At 45.2% G+C, this 24,541-nt stretch carries 14 protein-coding genes; 13 read left to right on the plus strand and 1 reads right to left on the minus strand.

The features are described from left to right. The first annotated feature begins 248 nt into the window (after positions 1-248). Positions 249-3,065, plus strand: coding sequence for an excinuclease ABC subunit UvrA (uvrA, locus tag AB4Z08_RS24665; protein ID WP_441576454.1), 2,817 nt, complete (start codon positions 249-251; stop codon positions 3,063-3,065). Between the two features lie 268 nt (positions 3,066-3,333). Here uvrA and AB4Z08_RS24670 read toward each other — a convergent pair whose 3' ends face one another. Then, positions 3,334-3,777 carry a DUF4293 domain-containing protein gene (locus tag AB4Z08_RS24670; RefSeq protein WP_441576455.1) on the minus strand — a complete coding sequence of 148 codons (444 nt, stop codon included), beginning with the start codon at positions 3,775-3,777 and terminating at the stop codon, positions 3,334-3,336. Between the two features lie 146 nt (positions 3,778-3,923). On the opposite strand from AB4Z08_RS24670, the gene AB4Z08_RS24675 reads away from it, so the two are divergent. The 12 genes from AB4Z08_RS24675 (at position 3,924) to AB4Z08_RS24730 (ending at position 24,540) form a co-directional block, all read left to right on the plus strand. Further along, positions 3,924-6,242, plus strand: a complete 2,319-nt coding sequence (locus AB4Z08_RS24675; RefSeq protein WP_441576456.1) for an NADP-dependent malic enzyme — start codon at positions 3,924-3,926, stop codon at positions 6,240-6,242. A gap of 123 nt (positions 6,243-6,365) precedes the next feature. After that, positions 6,366-7,397, plus strand: a complete 1,032-nt coding sequence (locus AB4Z08_RS24680) for a hypothetical protein (RefSeq protein ID WP_441576457.1) — start codon at positions 6,366-6,368, stop codon at positions 7,395-7,397. A 62-nt stretch (positions 7,398-7,459) separates the two neighbouring features. Beyond that, on the plus strand, positions 7,460-8,203 hold the full coding sequence (locus tag AB4Z08_RS24685; protein ID WP_133807380.1) for an ABC transporter permease: 744 nt from the start codon (positions 7,460-7,462) through the stop codon (positions 8,201-8,203). A gap of 2 nt (positions 8,204-8,205) precedes the next feature. After that, positions 8,206-9,027, plus strand: coding sequence for an ABC transporter ATP-binding protein (locus AB4Z08_RS24690; RefSeq protein WP_441576458.1), 822 nt, complete (start codon positions 8,206-8,208; stop codon positions 9,025-9,027). Between the two features lie 294 nt (positions 9,028-9,321). Next, positions 9,322-10,209 (plus strand): succinate--CoA ligase subunit alpha, encoded by an 888-nt coding sequence (gene sucD / locus AB4Z08_RS24695; protein WP_133807376.1) that lies wholly within the window; start codon positions 9,322-9,324, stop codon positions 10,207-10,209. 148 nt (positions 10,210-10,357) lie between these two features. Next, positions 10,358-16,417 carry an alpha-2-macroglobulin family protein gene (locus tag AB4Z08_RS24700; protein ID WP_441576459.1) on the plus strand — a complete coding sequence of 2,020 codons (6,060 nt, stop codon included), beginning with the start codon at positions 10,358-10,360 and terminating at the stop codon, positions 16,415-16,417. Between the two features lie 132 nt (positions 16,418-16,549). Beyond that, positions 16,550-17,584 (plus strand): NAD(P)/FAD-dependent oxidoreductase, encoded by a 1,035-nt coding sequence (locus tag AB4Z08_RS24705; RefSeq protein WP_441576460.1) that lies wholly within the window; start codon positions 16,550-16,552, stop codon positions 17,582-17,584. A gap of 144 nt (positions 17,585-17,728) precedes the next feature. Further along, a complete protein-coding gene (gene aspS, locus AB4Z08_RS24710) occupies positions 17,729-19,477 on the plus strand; it encodes an aspartate--tRNA ligase (protein ID WP_441576461.1) in 1,749 nt (582 codons plus the stop codon). Positions 19,478-19,810: 333 nt separating this feature from the next. Then, complete coding sequence (locus tag AB4Z08_RS24715; RefSeq protein WP_441576462.1) at positions 19,811-20,386, plus strand: glucosaminidase domain-containing protein; 576 nt, start codon at positions 19,811-19,813, stop codon at positions 20,384-20,386. Between the two features lie 21 nt (positions 20,387-20,407). Next, complete coding sequence (locus AB4Z08_RS24720; protein WP_441576463.1) at positions 20,408-21,814, plus strand: hypothetical protein; 1,407 nt, start codon at positions 20,408-20,410, stop codon at positions 21,812-21,814. Continuing rightward, positions 21,786-23,069, plus strand: a complete 1,284-nt coding sequence (locus AB4Z08_RS24725; RefSeq protein WP_441576464.1) for a GDSL-type esterase/lipase family protein — start codon at positions 21,786-21,788, stop codon at positions 23,067-23,069. The genes AB4Z08_RS24720 and AB4Z08_RS24725 overlap by 29 nt, the downstream gene beginning before the upstream one ends. Next, positions 23,053-24,540 (plus strand): MBOAT family O-acyltransferase, encoded by a 1,488-nt coding sequence (locus AB4Z08_RS24730; protein ID WP_441576465.1) that lies wholly within the window; start codon positions 23,053-23,055, stop codon positions 24,538-24,540. Before AB4Z08_RS24725 ends, AB4Z08_RS24730 begins: the two co-directional genes overlap by 17 nt. Position 24,541 lies beyond the last annotated feature (1 nt).

The following is a 24,541-nucleotide window of genomic DNA, read 5'->3' on the forward strand; positions in this document are numbered from 1 at the left end:
GTATTACAGCCAGTTTGGTTGTTTTAATTAAGTAGAGTTTAGGCGATATTGAACAGTTTAAGTTAAAGATAAATTTTTGGTAAATCCAGCGAGATAGATCTGGTCCTATGCAAATATAGAAGAATAGTTCAATAAAACAAATAATAAAAATAGCCTATCGCCTTTCGCTATTAGCTTATAGCGTATTACGGACGCATATAAAAACCTAACTTCTGCACTAACATCTTTTCCCTTAAATTTGTTCCGTCATGGCAACAAAAGTAAAGAAACAAACAAGTATAATTGATCCTCAGGAAGTTAGCCCGCAGGACCACATATTCATAAAAGGCGCCAGGGTACATAATCTCAAGAATGTAAGCGTATCTATCCCCCGTAGCAAGCTGGTAGTTGTTACCGGTGTGTCCGGTTCTGGGAAGTCTTCCCTCACCATGGACACCTTGTATGCGGAAGGGCAACGCAGGTATGCTGAAAGCTTAAGTTCTTACGCCCGTCAGTTCCTGATGCGTATGAATAAGCCCGATGTAGATTATATCAAAGGCATCTGCCCAGCTATAGCTATTGAGCAAAAAGTTATTACCCGTACTCCCCGGTCTACCGTGGGATCTATGACGGAAATTTATGACTATCTCCGGCTACTGTTTGGCAGAGTGGGCAAAACATATTCCCCCATCTCCGGAAATCTGGTAAAAAAACATGAAGTAAGCGATGTGGTAGATTATATCACCAGGCTGAAAAATGGCAGCAAAGTATTGCTGTTGGCTCCTTTTCGCCGGCACGCCAAAAGAGAGGTAAAGGAAGAACTGAATATACTGCTGCAAAAAGGCTTTTCCCGTTTATACGTTCCCGGTAGCGAAGGCACCGGCTTATTACGTATCGAAGAACTGCTGGAGCAGAAGAAAATAACAGTATCTGCTGATGCCTGGGTGCTGATAGATCGCCTGGTAGTAAAGGATTTTGAGGAAGATGATAAACATCGGATTGCTGATAGCGTGCAAACTGCGTTTTACGAAAGCGAAGGCGATTGTTATCTGGAAGTAGATGGAAAAGAGACCATCCACTTTGCCAATCGCTTTGAGCTGGATGGTATTGCATTCGAAGAACCGGTACCTAACCTCTTCTCCTTCAATAACCCCTACGGTGCATGCCCTACCTGTGAAGGTTTCGGACAAACATTGGGCATAGATGCCGACCTGGTAATACCAGACAAGCGCTTAAGCGTTTTTGAAGGCGCTATTGCTCCCTGGCGTGGAGAAAAGATGGGCGAATATAAAGAAGCGCTCATCAAAACCGCCCGTAAGTTCGGTTTCCCGGTGCATAAACCTATTGCAGAGCTGACGGATGAACAGGTGAAATTACTCTGGACCGGCAATGAACATTTCTACGGTCTGAATGAGTTCTTTAAAATGGTAGAGCAAAATCTGTACAAGGTACAATACCGTGTACTGCAGGCGCGCTACCGTGGCCGTACTGTTTGCCCCGAATGTGGTGGCGGACGTTTACGCAAAGAAGCATTGTACATCAAAGTAGGAGAACGCAATATAGCCGAACTGGTAGACCTGCCGGTGTCTGATCTGAAACAATGGTTTGATACACTGCAACTGAATGAATACGAGCAGCAAATAGGTAAACGTATTCTCATTGAAATAAATCATCGTCTTAAAACATTACTGGATGTAGGTTTGGGCTACCTTACCCTAAACAGGGTGGCTAATACCCTGAGTGGTGGAGAAAGTCAGCGTATTCAACTGACCCGTACACTGGGCAGTAACCTGACCAATTCCATGTACATCCTGGATGAACCGAGTATTGGTTTGCATGCCCGTGATACCCATCGCCTGATTGCGGTGTTAAAGGAGCTGCGTGACCTGGGCAACACGGTGGTGGTGGTAGAGCATGATGAGCAGATGATGGAAGAAGCCGACTATATCATTGATATGGGGCCGCTGGCCAGCCATCTGGGAGGAGAAGTGATCTTTGCAGGCACCTATCCGCAGATTTTAAAAGATGCGAATAGTTTGACAGGTAAATACCTCAGTGGTCAGTTCACCATTGATCCTCCTGCGAAAGTGCGCAAGTGGAAAAAGGCAATCACCATTGAAGGCGCCAGACAACATAACCTGAAAGATATCACCGTAGATTTTCCTTTACAGGTATTAACCGTGATCAGTGGTGTGAGCGGATCCGGTAAAACCACACTGGTAAAGCAGATCCTGTATCCTGCCCTGATGAAACTGAAAGGTGAATTTGCAGAAAGGGTAGGGAATCACAAAGCATTGAAAGGTGCAGTAGATGATGTTACCCAGGTGGAAATGATTGATCAGAATCCTATCGGTAAATCATCCCGTTCCAACCCGGTTACTTATATCAAGGCATATGATGAAATCAGGGATCTGTATTCCAAACAACCACTGAGTAAAATGCGTGGCTTCCAGCCCAAACATTTTTCTTTCAACGTAGATGGTGGTCGTTGTGACGCATGTAAAGGAGAAGGAGAAGTAATTGTAGAAATGCAGTTCCTCGCAGACGTACATCTTACCTGTGAAAGCTGTGGTGGTAAAAGGTTTAAAGATGAAGTACTGGAAGTAACCTACAAGAATAAAAATATCTACGAAGTATTGGATATGGGGGTGGATGAAGCACTGGACTTTTTCAAAGAAGAAAAAGATGTGTGCAATAAAATACGCCCATTGAGCAGTGTGGGATTAGGCTATGTGAAACTCGGACAAAGCAGCGATACCCTAAGCGGTGGAGAAGCGCAGCGTGTTAAACTCGCCTCTTTCTTAGGTAAGGGAAAAGCGCAGGGACATATTATGTTCATCTTCGATGAACCTACTACTGGTCTGCATTTCCATGACATCAAGAAATTACTGGATTCTTTTAATGCCCTAATAGAACAGGGACATACCGTGCTGGTGATTGAGCATAACCTGGATGTAATCAGGAGTGCCGACTGGGTGATTGACCTGGGACCGGAAGGTGGTGTTGGTGGCGGCAATCTGCTGTACGCCGGTGTACCGGATGGGTTGAAGAAAGTAAAGGATAGTTATACAGGAAAGTACCTGTAAGCAGATTATATTTAAAAGAACGGCCCGGAGTGATTACTCCGGGCCGTTTAATATTTTACGGTATGTAAAGGTCAATTCTTTGAACCATATTCCGTTAGTTGATCAACAGTGGCTGTTTTGGCGCCAGTCTCCCAGGAGATCCGGAATCAAATTCAAGTTCCTTTAAGATGGGATCATTGTTGATGATAGCCCCGACATCCAGGACAGCCGCGGCAGATAGCCGATGACCCGCAATTACCCTTAAATCTACACCAGAGAAAATCCGTGCTTATCTAAGCCTGTCCAATGATTTGATCAGTTTTTCATCTTTATAAATTCCTCTTACAGCCAGGAATAAAAAAATGATTACTACGATGGGTAAGAAGGACGCGGGAAGATAGGATGCCGAAACAATGCTTACTCCACCGGAACTTAATTTGTTCGCCGTTTGCTGCACCACATAATATTGGTAAGCGAGGGCGGCAAAACCAAAAAGAATGTTAAAAATTGTCAGGCGAAACTGGAGTTTACGTTTCTTAAAAAGGAAAATAGTGGCCAGCGACAGTAGTATAATAATGATATACAGTACAAACAGGAGATAGTTGCTGGAGGCGTTTACATAAACAGGGTTAGTGCTATTGGTAAGCGTGGCTTTCCACAGATCGAAAGACAGAGCAGCAGCGCCTGCGGCGGCAGCCAATAGCAGATAGAGACTCTGGATGCGTTGTATCATGATATTTATGAATGTTTAACGCTGTAAAAGTAAGTAATTTTAATGGTTAGAATGCTTAATTATGAGGACATATCCCACTATTTGGGTGGATGTGCTTAATGCAATACTTCGTATATTGCACGCCCAATAACAATCTTTATATTTATATGGCAAAGAAACTGAATAAGCAGGATGCGTTAGACTATCATGCAAAGGGCAGGCCGGGTAAAATTGAAGTCATACCTACAAAGAACACTAAATCGCAATGGGATCTTTCACTCGCTTACTCTCCCGGAGTGGCGGAGCCTTGCAAAGAAATTTTCAATGATGTAGAAAACGTTTATAAATATACCGCAAAGGGTAACCTGGTGGGCGTTATCAGCAATGGTACTGCCGTGCTGGGTTTAGGAGATATCGGTCCGGAAGCCGGCAAACCGGTGATGGAAGGAAAAGCGGTATTATTTAAAATATTCGCGGATATAGATGTATTTGATATAGAGCTGGATGCTAAAGATCCTGATACTTTCGTTGCCGCTGTAAAGGCCCTGGAGCCTACATTTGGTGGTATTAACCTGGAAGATATCAAAAGCCCGGAGTGCTTTGAAATTGAGGAAAGACTCCGCAAAGAGCTGAAAATTCCGATCATGCACGATGATCAGCATGGTACGGCCATCATCTCTTCTGCCGCCCTGCTGAATGCACTGGAGCTGGTAAAGAAGAAAGTAGAAAAAGTAAAGATCGTAGTGAATGGTGCAGGAGCTGCTGCCATGGCCTGCGTAAAATTATATGTGGCACTGGGTGCTAAGCCGGAAAACTTTATCATGTTTGATAAAGACGGCGTTTTGAATAAAGATCGGCAAGGTCTTTCTGACAGGCATAAACAATTTGTTACCAATACAAAAATAACAACACTGGCAGAAGCCCTGAAAGGTGCGGATGTGTTCCTGGGTCTTTCTGTTGGTAATGTGGTGACGGCGGAAATGATTAAGAGCATGGGTAAGAATCCGATCGTATTTGCTATGGCTAATCCGGATCCTGAAATTGCTTACGAAACAGCGATTGCTGCCCGTCCGGATATCATCATGGCTACAGGTCGTTCCGACTATCCTAACCAGGTAAATAATGTACTGGGCTTCCCTTACATTTTCCGTGGTGCCCTGGACGTTAGAGCCACACAAATCAATGAGGAAATGAAACTCGCGGCAGTAAGAGCATTGGCTGAAATGGCGAAGTCTCCTGTACCCGATATCGTGAACCTGGCCTATAACGAAAGAAATATTTTCTTCGGACCTAAATATATCATTCCAAAACCACTGGATCCACGCCTGCTGAGTACAGTGGCGCCTGCCGTAGCTAAAGCTGCCATGGATAGTGGTGTGGCACACCGTCCTATTACGGATTGGGAAGCTTACCGGAATGAGCTGAATCACCGTCTGGGACTGGACAACCAGTTGTTCAGAGTGATCGGCACCAAAGCACGTCGCGATCCAAGGAAAGTGGTATTTGCGGAAGCAGATAACCTGAAAGTATTGAAGGCCGCACAGGTAGTGAACGATGAAGGGATTGCACATCCCATCCTGTTGGGCAACGAAGCGCGTATCCGCGAACTGATGCTGGAAAACGCTATCGAAATTGACGATGTAGTGATCATTGATCCGAAGAGTGAGGAAATGAAGGAAATGCGTCATCGCTTTGGTGACCTGTTCTTCGAAAAGCGCCAGCGTAAAGGTCTGAACCTGTACGAAGCCCGTAAGATTATGCGGGAACGTAACTATTTCGGTTGTATGATGGTGGAAACAGGCGAAGCTGATGCGCTGATTTCCGGTCTTACCCGTAAATACCCTGACACCATCCGTCCTGCACTGCAGGTAATTGGTATGGAAGAAGGCGCGAAACGTGTAGCCGGTATGTATATCATCGAAACCAAACGTGGACCTTTATTCCTCGCCGATACTACGGTTAACTTCAATCCTACTGCAGAAGAACTGGCAGATATTACCATGATGGTAGCGAAAGAAGTGAAGCATTTTAATATTACACCGCGCATTGCCATGCTGTCGTATTCCAACTTTGGCAGCAGCCAGACACCAGAAGCACAAACCATGAGCAAAGCCCGTGAAATTGTGAAACAACGCGATCCATCCCTGATTGTAGATGGTGAAATACAGGCTGCTATGGCCTTTAACAAAGAGATTCTGAGAGACAATTATCCGTTCACAGAATTACTGGAGGAAGAAGTGAATACCCTCATCTTCCCTAACCTGGCAGCTGGTAATATTGCCTATAACCTGTTACAGGAAGTGGCCGGATTTGATGCGATTGGTCCCATTCTGTTGGGAATGAAAAAGCCGGTACATATCCTGCAGTTGGGTAGTACCGTAAGACAAATCGTTAACATGGTGAACATCGCCGTAGTGGATGCACAGGAAAAATGCTGCAGACAAGCGGAAGAAGAGAAAGGAAAGAAGAAGAAAAAGAAAAGCTAAAAGTATAAAGCGAAAGGCATAAAGCAAAAAGCTATTGTTGCGAAGATTGACATATAATATTCTCCGCAACAATAGCTTTTTGCTTTATGCCTTTCGCTTTATGCTTTTTCCTATATTTATCCTATGCAAACCATTTCCCGTAAGAAAATATTCTTTCCGATTAACTCTGCTTTCCGCAACTATCTCAAAATGTATGAGCGGGAAGTGAAGCTGCCTTTATCGTACGAGGAACTGCGTTATTATGATCAGTCGATATCCGTGTATGATAAAGAAGGGAAAGATACTTTGTGGGAAACGGTGTTTTATCCCCAGAGCATGGTAGGCCCTATTCATGCCGGGCTAAAGCGGGTGTACTCTATCCTGAAAGCTGGTGGGGACCAGGCGGCAGAAGAGCATCTGCATATTGAGCGTATTGACTATTGCACCTTTGGAAATTCTCACCCGTTCCGCATTAAGATTGTCAATAATTACAACGAAGTATACGACTATTTTTATATTAAGATAGCCGATGCATCCCGCATTTATGGATTGGAACTGGAGCATATTTTATCTCCCTACTGGATGAACTTCCTGATAGATGGTAATACCCTGGTAGAAGAACATATTGCCGGAGTGCCGGGAGATCAGTTCATTCTGCACTACCTGAACCGACCGGAATTTAATCCCAAACGTATCGCCAAAGAGTTCGTGAAATTTAATGAGCGTTGCTTTGTGCGGTTGCTGGGAGATATGCGTTCCTATAATTTCATCTTTGATATTACTCCTGATTTTGATGATGTGCAATTCCGTATCCGCGCCATCGATTTTGATCAGCAGTTTTATGAAGGCAGACGTACTTTATATATGCCGCAGTATTTTAAGGAGAACAGGATATTTGTGGATTTAGCCATTAAGCATCTCAATGCAGAGGTGGTGAAACAATATCAGCAGGAGGAGCGCGCTGTGATTGCGCGCCGTATAAAAGTGCAGCGGCACCGTATTAAAGACCTCCGGGATGTGATTATGACGGACCGGGTTTCGTTCCCTGAAAAAATACAGCAGCTGGGCAACGAACTGGCGGAATATTATCATGATGCAGTTTTTTCCCGTTGCAAAACCATGGGGGAAATTATTGAGCGCAGTTTGAAACGTTTGTTGGTGAGTAGTTTACGTTAACGGCTGTATTAAATCTTAAATTAGGATCTGATTGAAAAAATCCTTCCTATCTTTGATCAGTTATGGAGTTCAAATTCTTCTATCATTTCGGAAATTTCCTGCTCATGCTTAAAGGCATGTTTTCCCGTCCGGAAAACATGAAGATGTACTGGAAGCAATTTATGCAGCAATGTGTGGATATCGGCGTAGGGTCGTTTGGGATAGTATTTATTATTTCCCTGTTTATGGGAGGTGTAACTACTTTACAAACAGCTTATCAGCTGGTAAGTCCTATCATACCCAAAAGTACCATCGCGCAGGTGGTACGTGATACCATTATCCTGGAATTTGCGCCTACGCTGACCTGTATTGTACTGGCCGGTGTGGTGGGTTCTAAAATAGCTTCCGAGCTGGGTAATATGCGGATATCCGAACAGATTGATGCCCTGGAAATTATGGGTATCAATACCAAGGGATACCTGATTGCCCCCAAAATTATGGCCGCCATATTAATGATACCTGTATTGGTAGCTATTGCTGGTTTCCTCGGCATTTATGGTGGAAAGGCTGCGGGTGAACTGTCTGGGGTTATTTCCGGTGAACAGTTTATGCAGGGGCTCCGGCAGGAGTTCAAGGCTTACAACGTATTTTTTGCGATGGCCAAATCCTATACGTTTGGATTTATTATCGCCAGCGTATCGGCCTATTATGGCTACAATGTTTCCGGTGGAGCACTGGAAATAGGTAAGGCCAGCACCACCTCCGTTGTGGTGAGCTGTGTGCTGATATTATTCATGGACTATGCGTTAACGGCTATATTACTGTAATCATGATTGAACTGCAAGACATAAGAAAGAGCTTTGGCGAAAAGGAAATACTGAAGGGCGTATCAACAATCATGGAGCCCGGTAAGGTTAACCTGATCATCGGTTCCAGCGGTAGTGGTAAAACCGTGATGATGAAATGCATCGTGGGACTAATGGGCGTGGATCAGGGAAAGGTACTGTATGACAACCAGGACTTTACCGCCATGGACGAAAAAGAAAAGAAAATAGTACGCCAGGAAATAGGGATGCTGTTCCAGGGTTCTGCCCTGTTCGACAGTATGACCGTAGAACAAAATGTGATGTTTCCCCTGGAAATGTTCGGTACCGGCAGCATCAAAGAAARGAAAGCCCGTGTGGAAGAATGCCTGGAAAGGGTACAACTGAAAGAAGCAGCCAGGAAATTTCCGGCTGAAATCAGCGGTGGTATGAAGAAGAGAGTAGGTATTGCCCGCGCCATCGTACTTAATCCAAAGTATCTTTTCTGCGATGAACCTAACTCCGGTCTGGATCCGCAAACCTCGTTGCTCATAGATAAGCTTATCACAGAGCTGACCAAAGAATACAATATCACTACCGTTATTAATACCCATGATATGAATACCGTAATGGAAAGCGGTGACCATATTGTATATATGTACCAGGGCCAGAAGCAATGGGAGGGTAGTAATAAAGATATCGTATTCAGCAAGGATCAGAAGTTAAACGACTTTATTTTCGCGTCTGAGTTCCTGCGGGAAGCCAAGGAAATGCGGCAGCTGGAGATGTTTAAGGATGGTAAATGGCGGGATCAGCTGAAGAAAGAGCAGGGGGGAGAGAAAGCTTAAACGAAAGATATTTTTTCTTTTAATACATTATTATTCCCGGTAGTTGCAGACGAAAGTCGAACTCCCGGGATTCTTTTTTTAATGTAGTTCAATTGTAAATAGTGTGTAATTTATTTTAATATGAATGTAGCTCCTGCCAAATGAAGGTTAAGATATTCCTGAGTGGCCAATTATTTTCTAAACCAATTGGTAGCTTTATCTTAAAGGTGCTAAATTGCAGAATTATAGAAATCGGCTTATTTTTGCCGTCCAGAAGAATCAGACATATAATATTAAACCAATAAAACAAGCGCGATGAGTGTTTTAGTTAATAAGGATAGTAAAGTGATTGTTCAGGGATTTACCGGTACTGAAGGTACATTCCATGCTACTCAGATGATTGAATACGGTACCCAGGTAGTGGGTGGTGTTACACCGGGTAAAGGTGGCAGCACGCATCTGGAACGCCCGGTATTCAATACGGTGGCCGATGCAGTAAAAGCAACCGGTGCAAATGTTTCTATCATTTTTGTACCTCCGGCTTTTGCAGCTGATGCAATCATGGAAGCTACCGAAGCAGGAATTGCGCTGGTGGTATGTATCACAGAAGGTATTCCTGTGCAGGATATGATCAAAGCGAAAAACTTCCTGCAAGGGACCACTACCCGCCTGATCGGACCAAACTGCCCTGGTGTTATCACTGCAGACGAAGCTAAAGTAGGTATCATGCCTGGCTTCATCTTCAAAAAAGGTAAAATCGGTATCGTTTCTAAATCAGGTACTTTAACTTACGAAGCTGCTGACCAGGTAGTTAAAGCTGGTTTAGGCGTTTCTACAGCAATCGGTATCGGTGGAGATCCAATCATTGGTACACCTACCAAAGATGCGGTAGAACTGCTGATGAACGACCCTGAAACAGAAGGTATCATCATGATCGGTGAAATTGGTGGTAGCATGGAAGCAGAAGCGGCCCAGTGGATCAAGGAACATGGTACTAAACCAGTAGTAGGTTTCATCGCTGGCCAGACAGCTCCTCCGGGACGCCGCATGGGTCACGCAGGTGCAATCATTGGTGGTGCAGAAGATACTGCTGCTGCGAAAATGAAAATCATGGCTGAATGCGGTGTGACCGTAGTAGAAAGCCCTGCCAACATTGGTAAAACAATGGCAGAAGTACTGAGCAAGAAAGCGGTATTGGCATAATTATCTGCCGGTAAAAAAATATAACGGGTGAAAAGTGAGCGGGAGTCATTCCATCACTTTTCACCCTTTTTTGTCCCCATTTATGGAAACCATGGAGGTACCTGCATCCTCTCTAAAAGAAGTAACTTACTGTAAATAACGATCCTATATGCGTTTATTCATCGGAATATTCATTGTTTTAATCTTTAGTAGCAACAAGATGATGGCCCAGTTTAATTATGATAACTCCTGGAAGAAGATAGCCGCGCTGGAAGAAAAAGGATTGCCTAAGTCCGCACTGGAAGTGGCTAACGACATCTATGCACACGCAGTGAAAGACAAGGCAACTGTGCAACAAATCAAGGCCCTGATCTTCCAACTGAAGTACAACGCCCAGATCAACGACAGCAGCACCCTGCAGAATATGCAGAAAATGGACCAGCAGATTGCTGCCGCCACCGGTGCCCAAAAGGCCATATTGCAAAGTATCAAAGGGGATATGTTGCTCCAGTATTTTCGGCATAACCGCTATCGGTTTTATAACCGTACCGCCATCGCCAATGATGAAGGAACGGACATCACCACCTGGGGCGCCGATAAGCTGCATCAGCAAATTACAGCTACCTACCAGGCTTCCCTGTCGGATAAAGCGCTGCTGGAAAAGACCGACCTCTCTGCGTTTGATCCCATTCTTCATAAGGGAAATACACGCGCGCTGCGGGGAACCTTATACGATTTGCTCGCGCATCGCGCATTGGATTATTTCAAGTACGACGAATCGGGGGTAACCAAACCGGGTAACCAGTTTGAGCTGACAGATCCCGCCGCTTTTGCTCCCGCAACAACTTTTGCCGCACACCATTTTACCACTACGGATAGCACTTCCCTGCAATATCATGCCCTGCTGATTCTGCAGGAACTGATCCGCCTACACGCCGGCGATAAAGCCGCACTAATGGACGTTGATGTGGAAAGAATCTCCTACATGAATCAGGTGGCGGTAATGGAAAATAAAGAAACACTTTACCTGCAGGCGCTGGACCAGATGTTACTGGCCTACACCGGCCAGCCGGAAGTAACCAATGTATTGCAGTTACAGGCAGCTTATTACCTGCAACAGGGTCAATCGGAGAAAGAGGGAAAAGGTGAAGCCATGAGAAAGGCTAAAGCCATCTGCGATAAAGCTATAGAGCTGGCTCCGAAATCCGACGGCGGTATCGCTTGTGCCATGATACGGGACCAGATTATGGCAATGTCCATAGAACTGGTAACAGAGGCCGTAAACGTACCGGCACTCCCGTTCCGCGCCCTCGTGAGATACCAGAATATTAATAAAATATACCTGCGCATCGTAAAGGTAGATGAAGCATTTTTGCAATCATTACAAAAGGCGCAGAATAACTATAGCACTAAAGAAAATGCTTACCTGAAAATGATCCTTGGTCGCCCTGTGGTAAAAGCATGGGAACAGGTTTTGCCAGACCCTAAGGATTACATTACCCATAAAGCAGAAATAAAGATAGACGCCCTGCCGGCAGGACATTATATGCTACTGTCCAGTGTGGACCCTAAGTTTGTCGTAAAAGATAATCCTATTGCCGTACACCTGACCTGGGTATCCGGCATCGGCTACGTAGAAAATAATGATACCTATTATGCCCTGGACCGTAGCAGCGGTAAACCACTGAGTGGAATAACCGTTGATGTGAAGAAGCTGAGAAATGGTGGAGACTACGATAACTGGATCCTGCAACAATCGCTGGTGGCCGGGAAAGACGGTAGTGTAAAGCTGGCTCCCACTAAAGAGGGTGGCCGCTTACGCCTGCATTGGAAGAATGGTGCGGATGAACTATATGAAGATGATTATAAATACTTCTATACGCAGGGTGAGAATGCTCCGGCGCCTTCCCCTCAAACCTTTCTTTTCGCCGACAGAAGCATTTATCGCCCGGGTCAAATCATTTACTTCAAAGGAATCGTGCTAAAGAAGCGTTCCAAAGAAACACAGAGCGATATCCTTGCCAACTACCAGACTACCCTGTTTTTGTATGATGTGAATGGAGATAAGGTAGACTCTATCAAAGTAACCACCAATGAATACGGTGCTTATTCCGGAAAGTTTGTATTACCGGAAGGCCGTATGAATGGCAGCTTTAGCCTGAGGAGTGATAAAGCAGATGCGTTTCTTGCCTTCAAAGTAGAAGAATATAAACGACCTAAGTTTTATGTAGCATTTGATACCGTAAAAAGCAGCTATCGTTTAGGCGATACCGTTACCGCCACCGCCAAAGCACTGGCCTATGCCGGTAACAATATAGATGGTGCCAAAGTAAAATACAGGGTGGAACGCCGGGTACGGTATCCTTATCCCTGGTTATTTTATAAGATATCCATCCCATACGGTTCTTCCCGTGAAATCATACATGGAGAAACCACTACAGATGCCAATGGCGCATTTACGGTGAAATTCCCTGCTATCACAGATAAGACGGTAGATCCAGCCAACAAGCCTGTTTTTACCTATGTAGTACATGCCGATGTAACCGATCTGAATGGAGAAACCCGCAGTGGGGACCAATCCGTAAGCGTGGGTTACCAGTCTATGGAAATAGCGGTGAATGCACCTGATCGCATGGAGCAAAAGGACTTACAGGATATCAGGATCTTCTCCAGAAACCTGAATGGTGCTTATGAACCAGCTACTTTCTCACTGCAACTGAAGCCGTTGCAACCTAACAAACGCCTGTTGCGCCCACGCTATTGGGAAGCACCTGACCAGTTTGTAATGGATGAAGCCAGCTACGTACAGGCATTTCCGGTAGATATTTATAAAGACGAAGCCAATGATAAAACGTGGGCCCGCCAAGCTGCCGTTGTGAACGAAACCGTTGCCAGCAGCCCGGATGGAAAGATTGTGTTCAATACATCCAAATTAGCACCTGGTTTTTATGAACTGGAAGTAAGCACGAAAGACAAGAACAATGAACCGGTGATACAGAAAACAACTTTCGAGTTAATTGATGTAAAAGCTAAAAGTCTGTCTGCTCCTGCCTATCTGTGGTCTTATCAATCAGAAGCTGCAGTGGAGCCTGGAAAAACAGCAGAGATCTTATTAGGTACATCTGCCAAAGATCTCCATATCATTCAATCCAAAGTGACAGCTATCAGCAAAGAAGAGCGCACCAGCCTGGAGCTTTCTGATATTAAAAAACTGGAATACCCGGTGACAGAAAACAGCAGAGGAGGTATACAGGTAGCTTATGTGTTTGTAAAAGATAACCGTGTATTTAACGGACAAATGGATGTTTCTGTTCCCTGGGATAACAAGGAGCTGCAGGTAAAACTCGGTACACATCGTGATAAACTATTACCCGGCGAAAAGGAAAAATGGACGGCTCAGATTTCCGGTTACAAAAACGAAAAAGTAGCGGCGGAAATGCTGGCATCTATGTACGATGCTTCTTTAGATGCCTTCGTGAAGCATAACTGGAGCATTCCATATATCTATCCCAATGCCAATGGTATTACACAGTTTAATGGTAATGAAAGCTTCAAAATGGAAGTGTCCTCGCTTCAGTATGAACATGAAACACCTGGTTATGCCAGTGAAGGCAAAACGTATGATGCGTTAAACCTGTTTGACTGGGTAATGGAAGAAGGAGGGGGAGACAGGATGTATGAGCGTGCTCCGATGGCGGCTATGCTTAGCAAAAAAAGTGTGGCCGGTGCTGTAAGGGGTAGAGTAGGAGGAATACAAAATGAGGCTGTGCTACAGGATGCGGCTTCTGCGCCAGCTCCCCCATCAGCCGCTCTGGCAGAGTCTGTGGTCACAGTTGGCTATGGAAAGGCTAAGGATAAAGCTGATGCAGACAAATCTGCCAGCAATGAAACTCCCGCTCCATCCATCCGCAAAAACTTCCAGGAAACAGCCTTCTTCTTCCCGGATCTCCGTACAGATAAGGAAGGTAACATCACTTTTGAATTCACCATGCCGGAAGCCTTAACCAAATGGAACTTCCAGGCATTGGCCCATACAAAAGATCTGTCCTTCGGCATGACCAGCGCCAGTATCGTTACGCAGAAAGTGCTGATGGTACAGCCTAATACACCACGCTTTGTACGTGAAGGCGATAAAATGGAGTTCACCGCTAAAGTGAGCAACCTCTCCGATACTTTACTGATAGGACAGGCCCACCTGGAACTGCTGGATGCGACTACCATGCAGCCGGTTGACGGATGGTTCCAGAATATTTTCCCACTACAGCATTTCACTGCCAAAGCAGGACAGAGCACCGTAGTGAGTTTCCCTATACAGATACCGCATGGTTTCCAGAGCGCACTGATTTACAGGGTTACTGCACAGGCAGCCAACTTCAGCGATGGAGAAGAAAATGCACTGCCGGTATTAACCAACCGGATGATGGTAACAGAAGCCCTGCCACTGCCGGTTCGTGGTGATGGTAAACATGATTTTACTTTCGAAAAGCTGTTGCATAGTGATAGTTCCCAAACATTGGTACAACATGCAGTAACGGTAGAATACACCAGTAATCCAGCCTGGTATGCTGTACAGGCATTGCCTTACCTGATGGAGTATCCTTATGAATGTGCAGAACAGGTATTTAACCGCTACTATGCAAACGCACTGGCCACACATATTACAGATGCAACGCCTGGTCTGAAAACCATTTTCGAAAAGTGGAAAATTTCAGATACCGCAGCACTGCAGAGCAACCTGCAAAAAAATGAAGAGCTGAAAGCCGTATTGCTGCAGCAAACACCGTGGGTACTGGAAGCTAAGAGTGAAGCACAGCAGAAAAAGAACATTGCACTGTTGTTCGATTTGCAACGTATGCAGAAAGAGAGGAAAACAGCACTGGATCAGCTGGCAGCCAAACAATTACCTAATGGCGCTTTCTCCTGGTTCTCCGGTATGTGGGAAGACCGCTTCATTACGCAATATATAGTAGCAGGAATTGGTCACCTGCAACAACTGGCACAGATAAAAGATCCGGTAGCCATCAGCATGGCCAGCAAAGCCATCGACTACCTGGATAAAAAACTGGATAAAGATTATTACGATCTTTTAAAAGTGAAAGCCAACCTGAAGCAGCAACAGATCAGTGCGGAACAGATCCACTATCTGTATGCGCGCAGCTTCTTTGACCGGCCGGTGCCTGCTGCCATGAAAAAATCATTTGATTTCTTCTTTGCGCAGGAACAACAATACTGGACCAAACAAAACAGGTACGCACAAGGTATGATTGCGTTGTCGCTCTTCAGAAAGGGGGATGCAATAACGCCAAAGGCTATATTAAAATCGCTGAAAGAAACGGCGATGAACAGCAAGGAAATGGGGATGTACTGGAAAGATGTAACGGCTGGTTACAGCTGGCAGCAGGCCCCTATTGAAACACAGGCATTGCTGATTGAAGTTTTCCAGGTAGTAGGTAAAGATGCGGAAGCAGTAGCTGACCTGAAAACATGGTTGCTGAAAAATAAACAAACCAATAATTGGAATACTACCAAAGCTACAGCAGACGCCTGTTATGCCATGTTACTGCAAGGCAGCAACTGGTTGGCCGCCAGCCCGGAAGTAACTGTGCAGTTAGGTACTACTACCGTGAAACCTGCTACTACCGAAGCGGGCACCGGATATTTCAAGGAAAAGATTGATGGTAAAGCGGTGAAAGCCGATATGGGCAATATCAGCGTTACCGTAAAGGACAGCAAAGGACAGCCTTCCTGGGGTGCAGTGTACTGGCAGTATTTCGAGGACCTGGACAAAATCACTACGGCTAAAACGCCGTTGGTACTGGAAAAAGAATTGTTCATAGAAGTGAACAGTGATAAAGGGCCGGTACTGACTAAAATCACGGATGGTAATGAACTGAAAGTAGGTGATAAGGTGAAAGTGCGAATCGTATTGCGTGCCGACAGAACCATGGAGTACATTCACCTGAAAGACATGCGTGCGGCTTGTTTTGAGCCCACCAATGTGATCAGCGCCAGCAAATGGCAGGGTGGACTGAGCTATTATGAAAGCACTAAGGATGCATCTACTGATTTCTTCTTCAGCTATTTGCCAAAAGGAACCTACGTCTTTGAATATGCGCTGTTCGTTACGCATCAGGGTAAGTTCTCCAATGGCATCAGCACTGCACAGTGTATGTACGCGCCGGAGTTTTCTGCGCACAGTGCGGGATTAAATGTGAAAGTGACCGAGTAGGGAGAATTACGAATTAGGAATTACGAATTACGGATTTGTGGGTAGATGGTAAACGCGGATATTATCCGATGTTATCTACTTACAAATCCGTAATTCGTAATTCCTAATTCGTAATTTCTATCTTTGTTTTCCATGAAAAAAGCAGATTACCTTATTATAGGGCAGGGAATTGCGGGGACTATGCTGAGTTGGTTCTTACTACAGGCAGGGAAAAAGGTAATCGTTATCGATGACGCCAAATCCAACAGTGCTTCCAGGGTGGCTGCCGGGATTATTAACCCGGTGTCTGGCCGCCGCTTTGAGCCGGCCTGGATGTATGATACCATTTATCCGTTTGCAAAAGATACCTATTCGCAGCTTTCGGCTTTGTTGCAGGTACCGGTTTTCACAGAACGTCAGCTATGGACAGTGTTCCCATCTGCTCAGATGCGGGAGGCATTTTTAAACAAAACCACTGTTAATGACTATACAGAATTGCCGGCGGCGTTGAAGTATGAAGCGTTCCTGGATCAGCCTTTTGGTGCAGCGATTGTGAATGGGGCCACAGTGAACCTGCGATCGCTGTTGCCCGTTTACCGGCTGTATTTAATAGAGCAGGAGGCATTGCTGGAAACGCATTTTGATATGGCCGCCCTGGAGATTTCTTCTACAGGTATTATATATGGAGATATAGAAGCCGACAAGATTATCTTTTGTGATGGAGTTGCCACTACGGCACTTTCTTTTTTTAAGTCGGTCAAATTTCTGCCCAATAAAGGGGAAGTGTTGCTGGTGAAAGTACCGGGTTTGGAAACAACTGATATTATAAAGAAGGGTATTACCCTGGTGCCTCAGGAAAATGGGGTGTTCTGGGCGGGGTCTTCTTTTGTATGGGATTATGAAGATGACCATCCAACAGCTACTCAGCGGGAAGTATTGGAGCAGCGGCTTGGGCAGCTTTTAAAGGTGCCTTATGAGGTGGTAGGCCATTTGTCGGCCGTGAGACCTTCCGGAAATGACCGGCGTCCTATTGCTGGTTTTCACCCAAATTACCCTGCTATTGGGATATTTAACGGACTTGGTACGAAGGGGTGTTCGTTAGCGCCTTTTATGGCGGCTCATTTCAGGGATGTGCTTGTTGCCAATGCCCCACTGATGCCGGAAATAGCCTTACAACGATATTTTTAACATACATCGGGCATAAAATGCCCGATCCAAACCGTATCTTTGCCCCCCTTATGGGTCTAAGTGAACAACTGGATAGTGGTCGCCATTTGATGACAGCTTGTCCCGTATGTCAACCATAAAACTAACTAAATCAACTATTTACGCATGTATAGGACGCACACTTGCGGGGAATTACGAATGGAACAGGTGGGCCAGGAAGTAACTTTGGCCGGATGGATACAGACAGTAAGAAAGTTTGGCAGCATCAATTTTTTTGATCTGCGAGACCGCTATGGTATTACTCAATTGTTATTCGGTGAAAGCCTGAATGCCAAACTGGATGCACAGCCCCTGGGCCGTGAATTTGTTATCCAGGTAAGAGGTACCGTAACCGAGCGTTCCAATAAGAATAAAAATATTCCCACTGGTGATATTGAAATCACAGTGAGTGATTTTACCATCCTCAATGCGGCCAAAACACCGCCGTTTACTATTCAGGATGATACAGATGGTGGCGATGAACTGCGTATGAAATACCGTTTCCTCGATCTCCGTCGTAATGCAGTAAGACAGAACCTGGAACTGCGCTATAATATAGGACGTGTTGTACGTAACTATCTGCATACCGCTGGCTTCATGGATATAGAAACGCCTTTCCTGATTAACTCTACTCCGGAAGGTGCCCGCGATTTCGTAGTACCCAGCCGTATGAACCCTAACCAGTTCTACGGACTGCCACAGTCTCCGCAAACTTTCAAGCAATTGCTGATGGTGAGTGGGTATGACCGTTACTACCAGATCGTAAAATGCTTCAGGGATGAGGATTTGCGTGCAGATCGTCAGCCGGAGTTTACGCAGATCGACTGTGAAATGAGCTTTGTGGACCAGGAAGATATCCTGACCACCTTTGAACATATGCTGAAGCACATCTTCAGAGAAATAAAAGGAATCGAGTTCCCGGATGCGTTCCCAAGAATGACATTCGATGATGCCATGGAGTATTATGGTAACGATAAACCCGATATCCGCTTTGAAATGAAGCTGGTTAACCTGAACGATACTGTAAAGGAAAAAGGCTTTAAAGTGTTTGATGATGCAGAACTGGTAGTGGCCATTGCAGCGAAAGGCTGTGTGGATTACACCCGGAAGCAACTGGATGAGCTGACAGACTGGGTGAAGCGTCCGCAAATTGGTATGAGTGGCCTTGTATATGTGAGGTACAACACCGATGGCACGTTAAAGAGCTCTGTGGATAAGTTTTTTGACGAGGAGCAATTAAAATTATGGGCGCAAAAATGTCAGGCGCAACCCGGAGATCTTATCCTGGTGCTGGCTGGCAAGGAAGAGCGCACTCGTAAAGCTGCCAGCGAACTCCGCCTTGAAATGGGCGAACGGCTCGGATTCCGCAACAAAAACGAGTTTAAACCGTTGTGGGTAATAGACTTTCCGTTATTTGAGTACGCCGAAGAAGAGAATCGCTGGGTGGCCCGTCACCATCCGTTTACATCGCCAAAGCCAGAGCAGATAGCCCTGATGGATGATCCTTCCCAATATGGTAAAATCAAGGCAAACGCCTACGATATAGTATTAAATGGTACAGAGATAGGTGGTGGCTCTATTCGTATTTTCCAGCGCGACCTGCAGCAAAAGATGTTTGCAGCCCTGGGAATGAGCAAAGAAGAGGCAGAACATAAATTTGGCTTCCTGTTAGGTGCATTTGAGTATGGTGCACCACCACATGGAGGTATCGCCTTAGGATTTGACCGTCTGTGTTCGCTACTGGGTGGCAGTGAAAGTATCCGTGACTTTATCGCTTTCCCGAAAAATAACTCAGGTCGCGATGTGATGCTGGATGCACCTGCTGAGATCAGTCAGGAGCAGCTTAATGAATTGAAAATCAGTCTGGTGAAATAGCTTTTTGCCATTAGCTATTAGCCATAACAATATGCTAAAAGCTAGCGGCCACATGCTAACAGCCGATGTTGGTATAGTCTTTGCAAGAAGCTAGGCTTTTGTAGCAAAAAATCCCCTTTGGTATGGCACATTGCCGCATCAAAGGGGATTAGCACAAATATAAGGGTACAATATTTTTAACAAACGATTAACGGGATAGATAAGAAGACGAAGAAGAGACGTATTATTTAAATTTTTAAAGTAATATTGCGGTGTGATCATCGTTGATATGTGAGGAAGAAAGTGATGCTGAAAACACAGAGAAAACTATCACCTGATACAAAAAGTACTACCATGAGAATTTCATCATTCTTTAAGAGGACAGTATGGTTATGTGCGGTGTTATTATTGCTAATGCTCAGCAATGTTGGGTTTGCACAACAATCCACAAACAATTATTTAAAGAAATTTAAACCAGTATCAGTAGAGCTGATGCAGGAAACGGGTATCCCGGCCAGTGTTATTCTTGGAATAGCCATGCTGGAATCAGGTACCGGAACCAGTAGAAATGCGAAATTGCTGCATAACCACTTTGGAATTGTAGGTAAGAATAACATTTCTCAGATTAAGCCAGGACACCATTCTGTGTACAAACAATATGTAACTGACATGGCCTCCTATGAGCATTTTGTGGAGCTGTTGGCAAGTAAAAAATGGTTTGGGCAAATGAAAGGTAACCCGGAATTTTCCGTATGGCTCAAGAAAATGAACCATAGTGGTTATTCCTCTGCCGGTCATGAGTGGATAAGAAGAGTGACTAATATTATTAACCGCTATAAATTGTATAAGCTGGACGCAAGCATGGATAGCGTGGCAACGGACTCCAAACAATGGTTAACCGTAGGCATGCCGGCAGCTGGCGATCAGTGATGTGCTAACTGATTATTAACTATGTCCGGCAAAAATAAGTCTGCCTATCCGTTCTATATTATTTTAGGAACATTAGTATGCCTGTTAGGGCTTTCACAGCTTAATTACAGCTTTTCATATAAAGACTTTCAATTCCGGAAAGTGGATATGTTATCAGATCTGAGAGCAACTCCTCCTTCCCCGGACAACCAAAAGCTTACTGCTGCCGGAAACGACAGCAGTAAGCTTTCTGGTTTAGACAGCAATAGTATTGCTGGCAATCCTCATGTGCCCAATCCGGACAAGGCACATGATTTTATGTCGTACACGGGCATCCTGGATTATGCTTCCCCAATACCAGGTGATTCTGTGGTAGGTATGAGGCAATTCCTGGCAGCCCTGAAAGAACTGAAAGCAGGCAAGCGCCGCAAAGTGCGTATTGCTTATTTCGGTGACTCCATGATTGAGGGCGACCTGATCACCAGCGATCTGCGCGACAGTTTGCAGCGTTTCTTTGGTGGCGCAGGTGTAGGCTTTGTGCCGGTAACCTCTGTAGTGGCTTCTTTCAGAACAACGATCACCCACACGTTCTCTACCGACTGGAAAGATTACCACTATAAAAATTCACCCCCTTCCAATATTACACTGGGTTTATCAGGACATACCTTTTACCCCGGCGGTAACAGCTGGGTAAAGTATTCTCCCGTGAAGAAACCCCTGCTGGATAAATTCCAGGAGGTATCACTTTTATACGGGCCTGCAAGTGCTGGCACCGTTACCATTAACGATAAAGCCTATACGCTTTCAGGAAATGCAGAAGTAAACAGGCTGGATCTGCAACAGGATACTGCACAACCGTCTGTAATGCTCCGCTACTCCGGTGCCGCACAGCCTTTTTATGGACTTTGCTTTGAGAACGGCAATGGTATTTATGTAGATAACTACTCATTCAGAGGTATCAGTGGTATTGAACTGGGCCGCCTGTCGGCCGACATGGTACGCCGCATGCAGCAGGAACGCCCGTACGATCTCATCGTGATGCACTATGGCGCCAATATATTGTTCCGCCCGGAGTTGACCGACTATAGCTGGTTTGAGCGCCCGATGAAGAAAGTCCTGGATTCTCTGCGGCAGGATCTGCCGGGAACCTCTTTCCTGATCATAGGTGCCGCAGATAAATCTTATAGAAAAGCTGACAAATATATAACCGCACCAGGCGTTGAAGCACTGCTGAAAGTACAGCATGACCTGGCTGCCGGTCACGGTACCGCGTATTGGAATCTCTATGCCGCAATGGGTGGCGAGGGATCCATGGTAAAGTGGGTAGAGGGAGATACGGTGATGGCCAACAAGGACTATACACACTTTAACAGAACGGGAGCAGCCAAAGTAGGGTCGCTGCTTTATAAAGCTATTATGAATGAATACAGGCTGGCACAACAACCTTAGTAAAAGATGGGTGGCAGTGCTATCATTGTTACTCGCCGGTATTACAACTTATGCACAACAGGTAAACGTCAACAACATTCAGCAGGACACTGCGCTATACAATGTTTTTCACTCCCTTTCTGCAGCAGACAGTAATGTAATATCCATCCTTCACCTGGGAGATTCCCATGTGCAGGCAGGCTATTTCCCGCTGGCAACGGCAAGCCTGCTGCAACAGCAGTTTGGTTATGCAGGCAGAGGATATGTTTTCCCTTACAGTCTGGCCGGTACCAATGGTCCGGAAGATTTCAGGTGGAACAGCACTGTGAGATGGTCGTCGGAACGCGTAGTAGACCGTAACAAATCGGATGTACTTGGACCTGGCGCTATTGCTATTACTTCTCAGAATGATGCACCCAACCTGTCTTTCGCTGGTAAGCCGGATGGTAACATGGATAATAATTTCCGCAAGGTGCAATTGCTTTATGATGCCGGAAATACTAATAATACGGTGGTAGCTCCTGATGCTTCGGTAACGGTAACGCCTGCACCCTTTCCTGGTTCATCTACCCTGAGTATGGCTACCCTGGATTTTTTGCAAACCTCCCAGTCATTCCAGGTAAGATGGGAAGGTACCGGCAACGGCCCTTTCCGCTTCTACGGCGCTGTGATGCAGAACGGACGTAATGGTGTGCTGTATCATAGCGTTGGTATTAACGGTGCGATGTATCAGCATTACAATGAAATCAGTAATATCCTCCTGGCGCAGATGGCCGTGCTAAAACCTCAGCTTGTCATCATCTCCCTGGGTACGAATGAAGCTTACGGCCGACTGGACCCACTGGCCTTCAGAGATGAAATAGATAAAGCCGTTACACTCATCCGGGAACAAAATCCTGCCGTAAATATTTTGTTGACTACTCCGCCGGATTGTATGCGTGCTGTAAGGAAAGGTGTCCGGAAGAAAATAGGTAAGAAAAAATACAGGATGATATATCATACAGCGTATTATCCAAACCCATATATCTCCATGGTCACTCAGCAAATCATGGGATATGCCAGACAGCATGGTATTGCCTGCTGGAATTTTAATGCAGTAAATAAAGCGCAGAAAGATAGATTTGCAGGGGCGTGGGCGCCAGATCATATTCATTTTAATGTGAGAGGATACCAGGTGCAGGGACAATTATTATACGAAGCCCTGCAGCAGTCTTACTCACATTATTTACAGCAAACAAAGAAAAATCCAGTTACCTCCGATGATCATCAACGTTAATGAGCTGCTTGCAGAGCTGTTGTACAATGAGAAGAATCCAGTTCTCTTTAACAGTGGCTTCTTTTTTTATTTCTTTGCTTTGTTCATGTTTTGCTATCTGCTTGCCAGCAGAAGTAAAACTGCCAGAGTGTGGATTTATACCGTGTTTTCGCTTTATTTCTTTTATAAAGCCTGTGGTTACTATGTAGGGCTGGTAATACTTTCCGCGATCGTAGATTTTAATTTATCCCGGTGGATTCATGAGAGTCAGGATAAAAGAAAGAAGCAATCTTTGCTGGTCATTAGTATCCTGCTGAATATCGGGTTGTTGTTTTATTTCAAGTACACCAACTTCTTCATTGGTATTGTCAATGATTTTACATCCGGGCATATACATCCGCTAAGCTTAATTCTGCCTATCGGTATTTCCTTCTATACATTCGAGAACCTGAGCTATACGATAGATGTGTATCGTGATGAAATTAAGCCGGTGAGCAATTTCATGGACTACCTGTTCTTCCTTTCATTCTTCCCGAAACTGATGATGGGGCCTATTGTGCGTGCGGCAGATTTTATCCCGCAGATCTCGCAGCCCTACCGCCTGAGCTCAGAAGATATCGGTAAGGGGATGTACCTGATCATGGCAGGGCTGTTTAAAAAAATAGTGATATCGGATTTCATCTACCAGAACTTTGTACAATATATTTTTGATGATCCCAGTAAGCATACGGGCCTGGAATGTTTAATCGGCGTGTATGGATATGCGTTAGTGATCTATTGTGATTTCTCCGGTTATTCTGATATGGCGCTGGGTATTGCCCGCTGGACCGGGTTTAAGATTCCGCCTAACTTCGATTCTCCTTACCAGAGTTCTTCTATTACAGAGTTCTGGCGCCGCTGGCATATTTCTTTATCCAGCTGGTTGAGAGATTACATTTACATTCCGCTCGGAGGTAACCGTAAAGGCAAGGTGCGTCAGTATATTAACCTGGCGCTGACCATGTTGATTGGTGGCTTCTGGCATGGTGCCAGCTGGAACTTTATCTTCTGGGGTGCGCTGCATGGCGGTGCATTGGCCATAGATAAGGTGCGCATCGATTGGCTGAAAAAGAGTAAAACAGTGATTTCAGGTGGGAAAGCCACCTTCTTCAAAATACTGGGTATCCTGATCACCTTCCATTTTGTGTGTTTCTGCTGGGTGTTCTTCAAGGCAGCTACCTTCCATGATGCCTGGTCGCTGATACACCAGGTGTTCTACGACTTCCAGCCGGAAATTGCGGTGGAACTGTACAACGGTTATACAGCGGTGTTCTGGGTAATGGTGATGGGTTTTGTATTACACTTCCTGCCTTCCAAAGCAGAATTCTCTATGGAAAGAGTATTGGGACGCTTACCTGTTGCAGGTAGCGTAGCCATTATGGTGGTGTTTATGTGGTTGCTGGTGCAGGTAAAAAGCACCCAGCCAATGATTCCCATCTATTTCCAGTTTTAGA

The sequence above is a fragment of the Chitinophaga sp. RAB17 genome (assembly GCF_052114225.1).
GTDB lineage: Bacteria > Bacteroidota > Bacteroidia > Chitinophagales > Chitinophagaceae > Chitinophaga.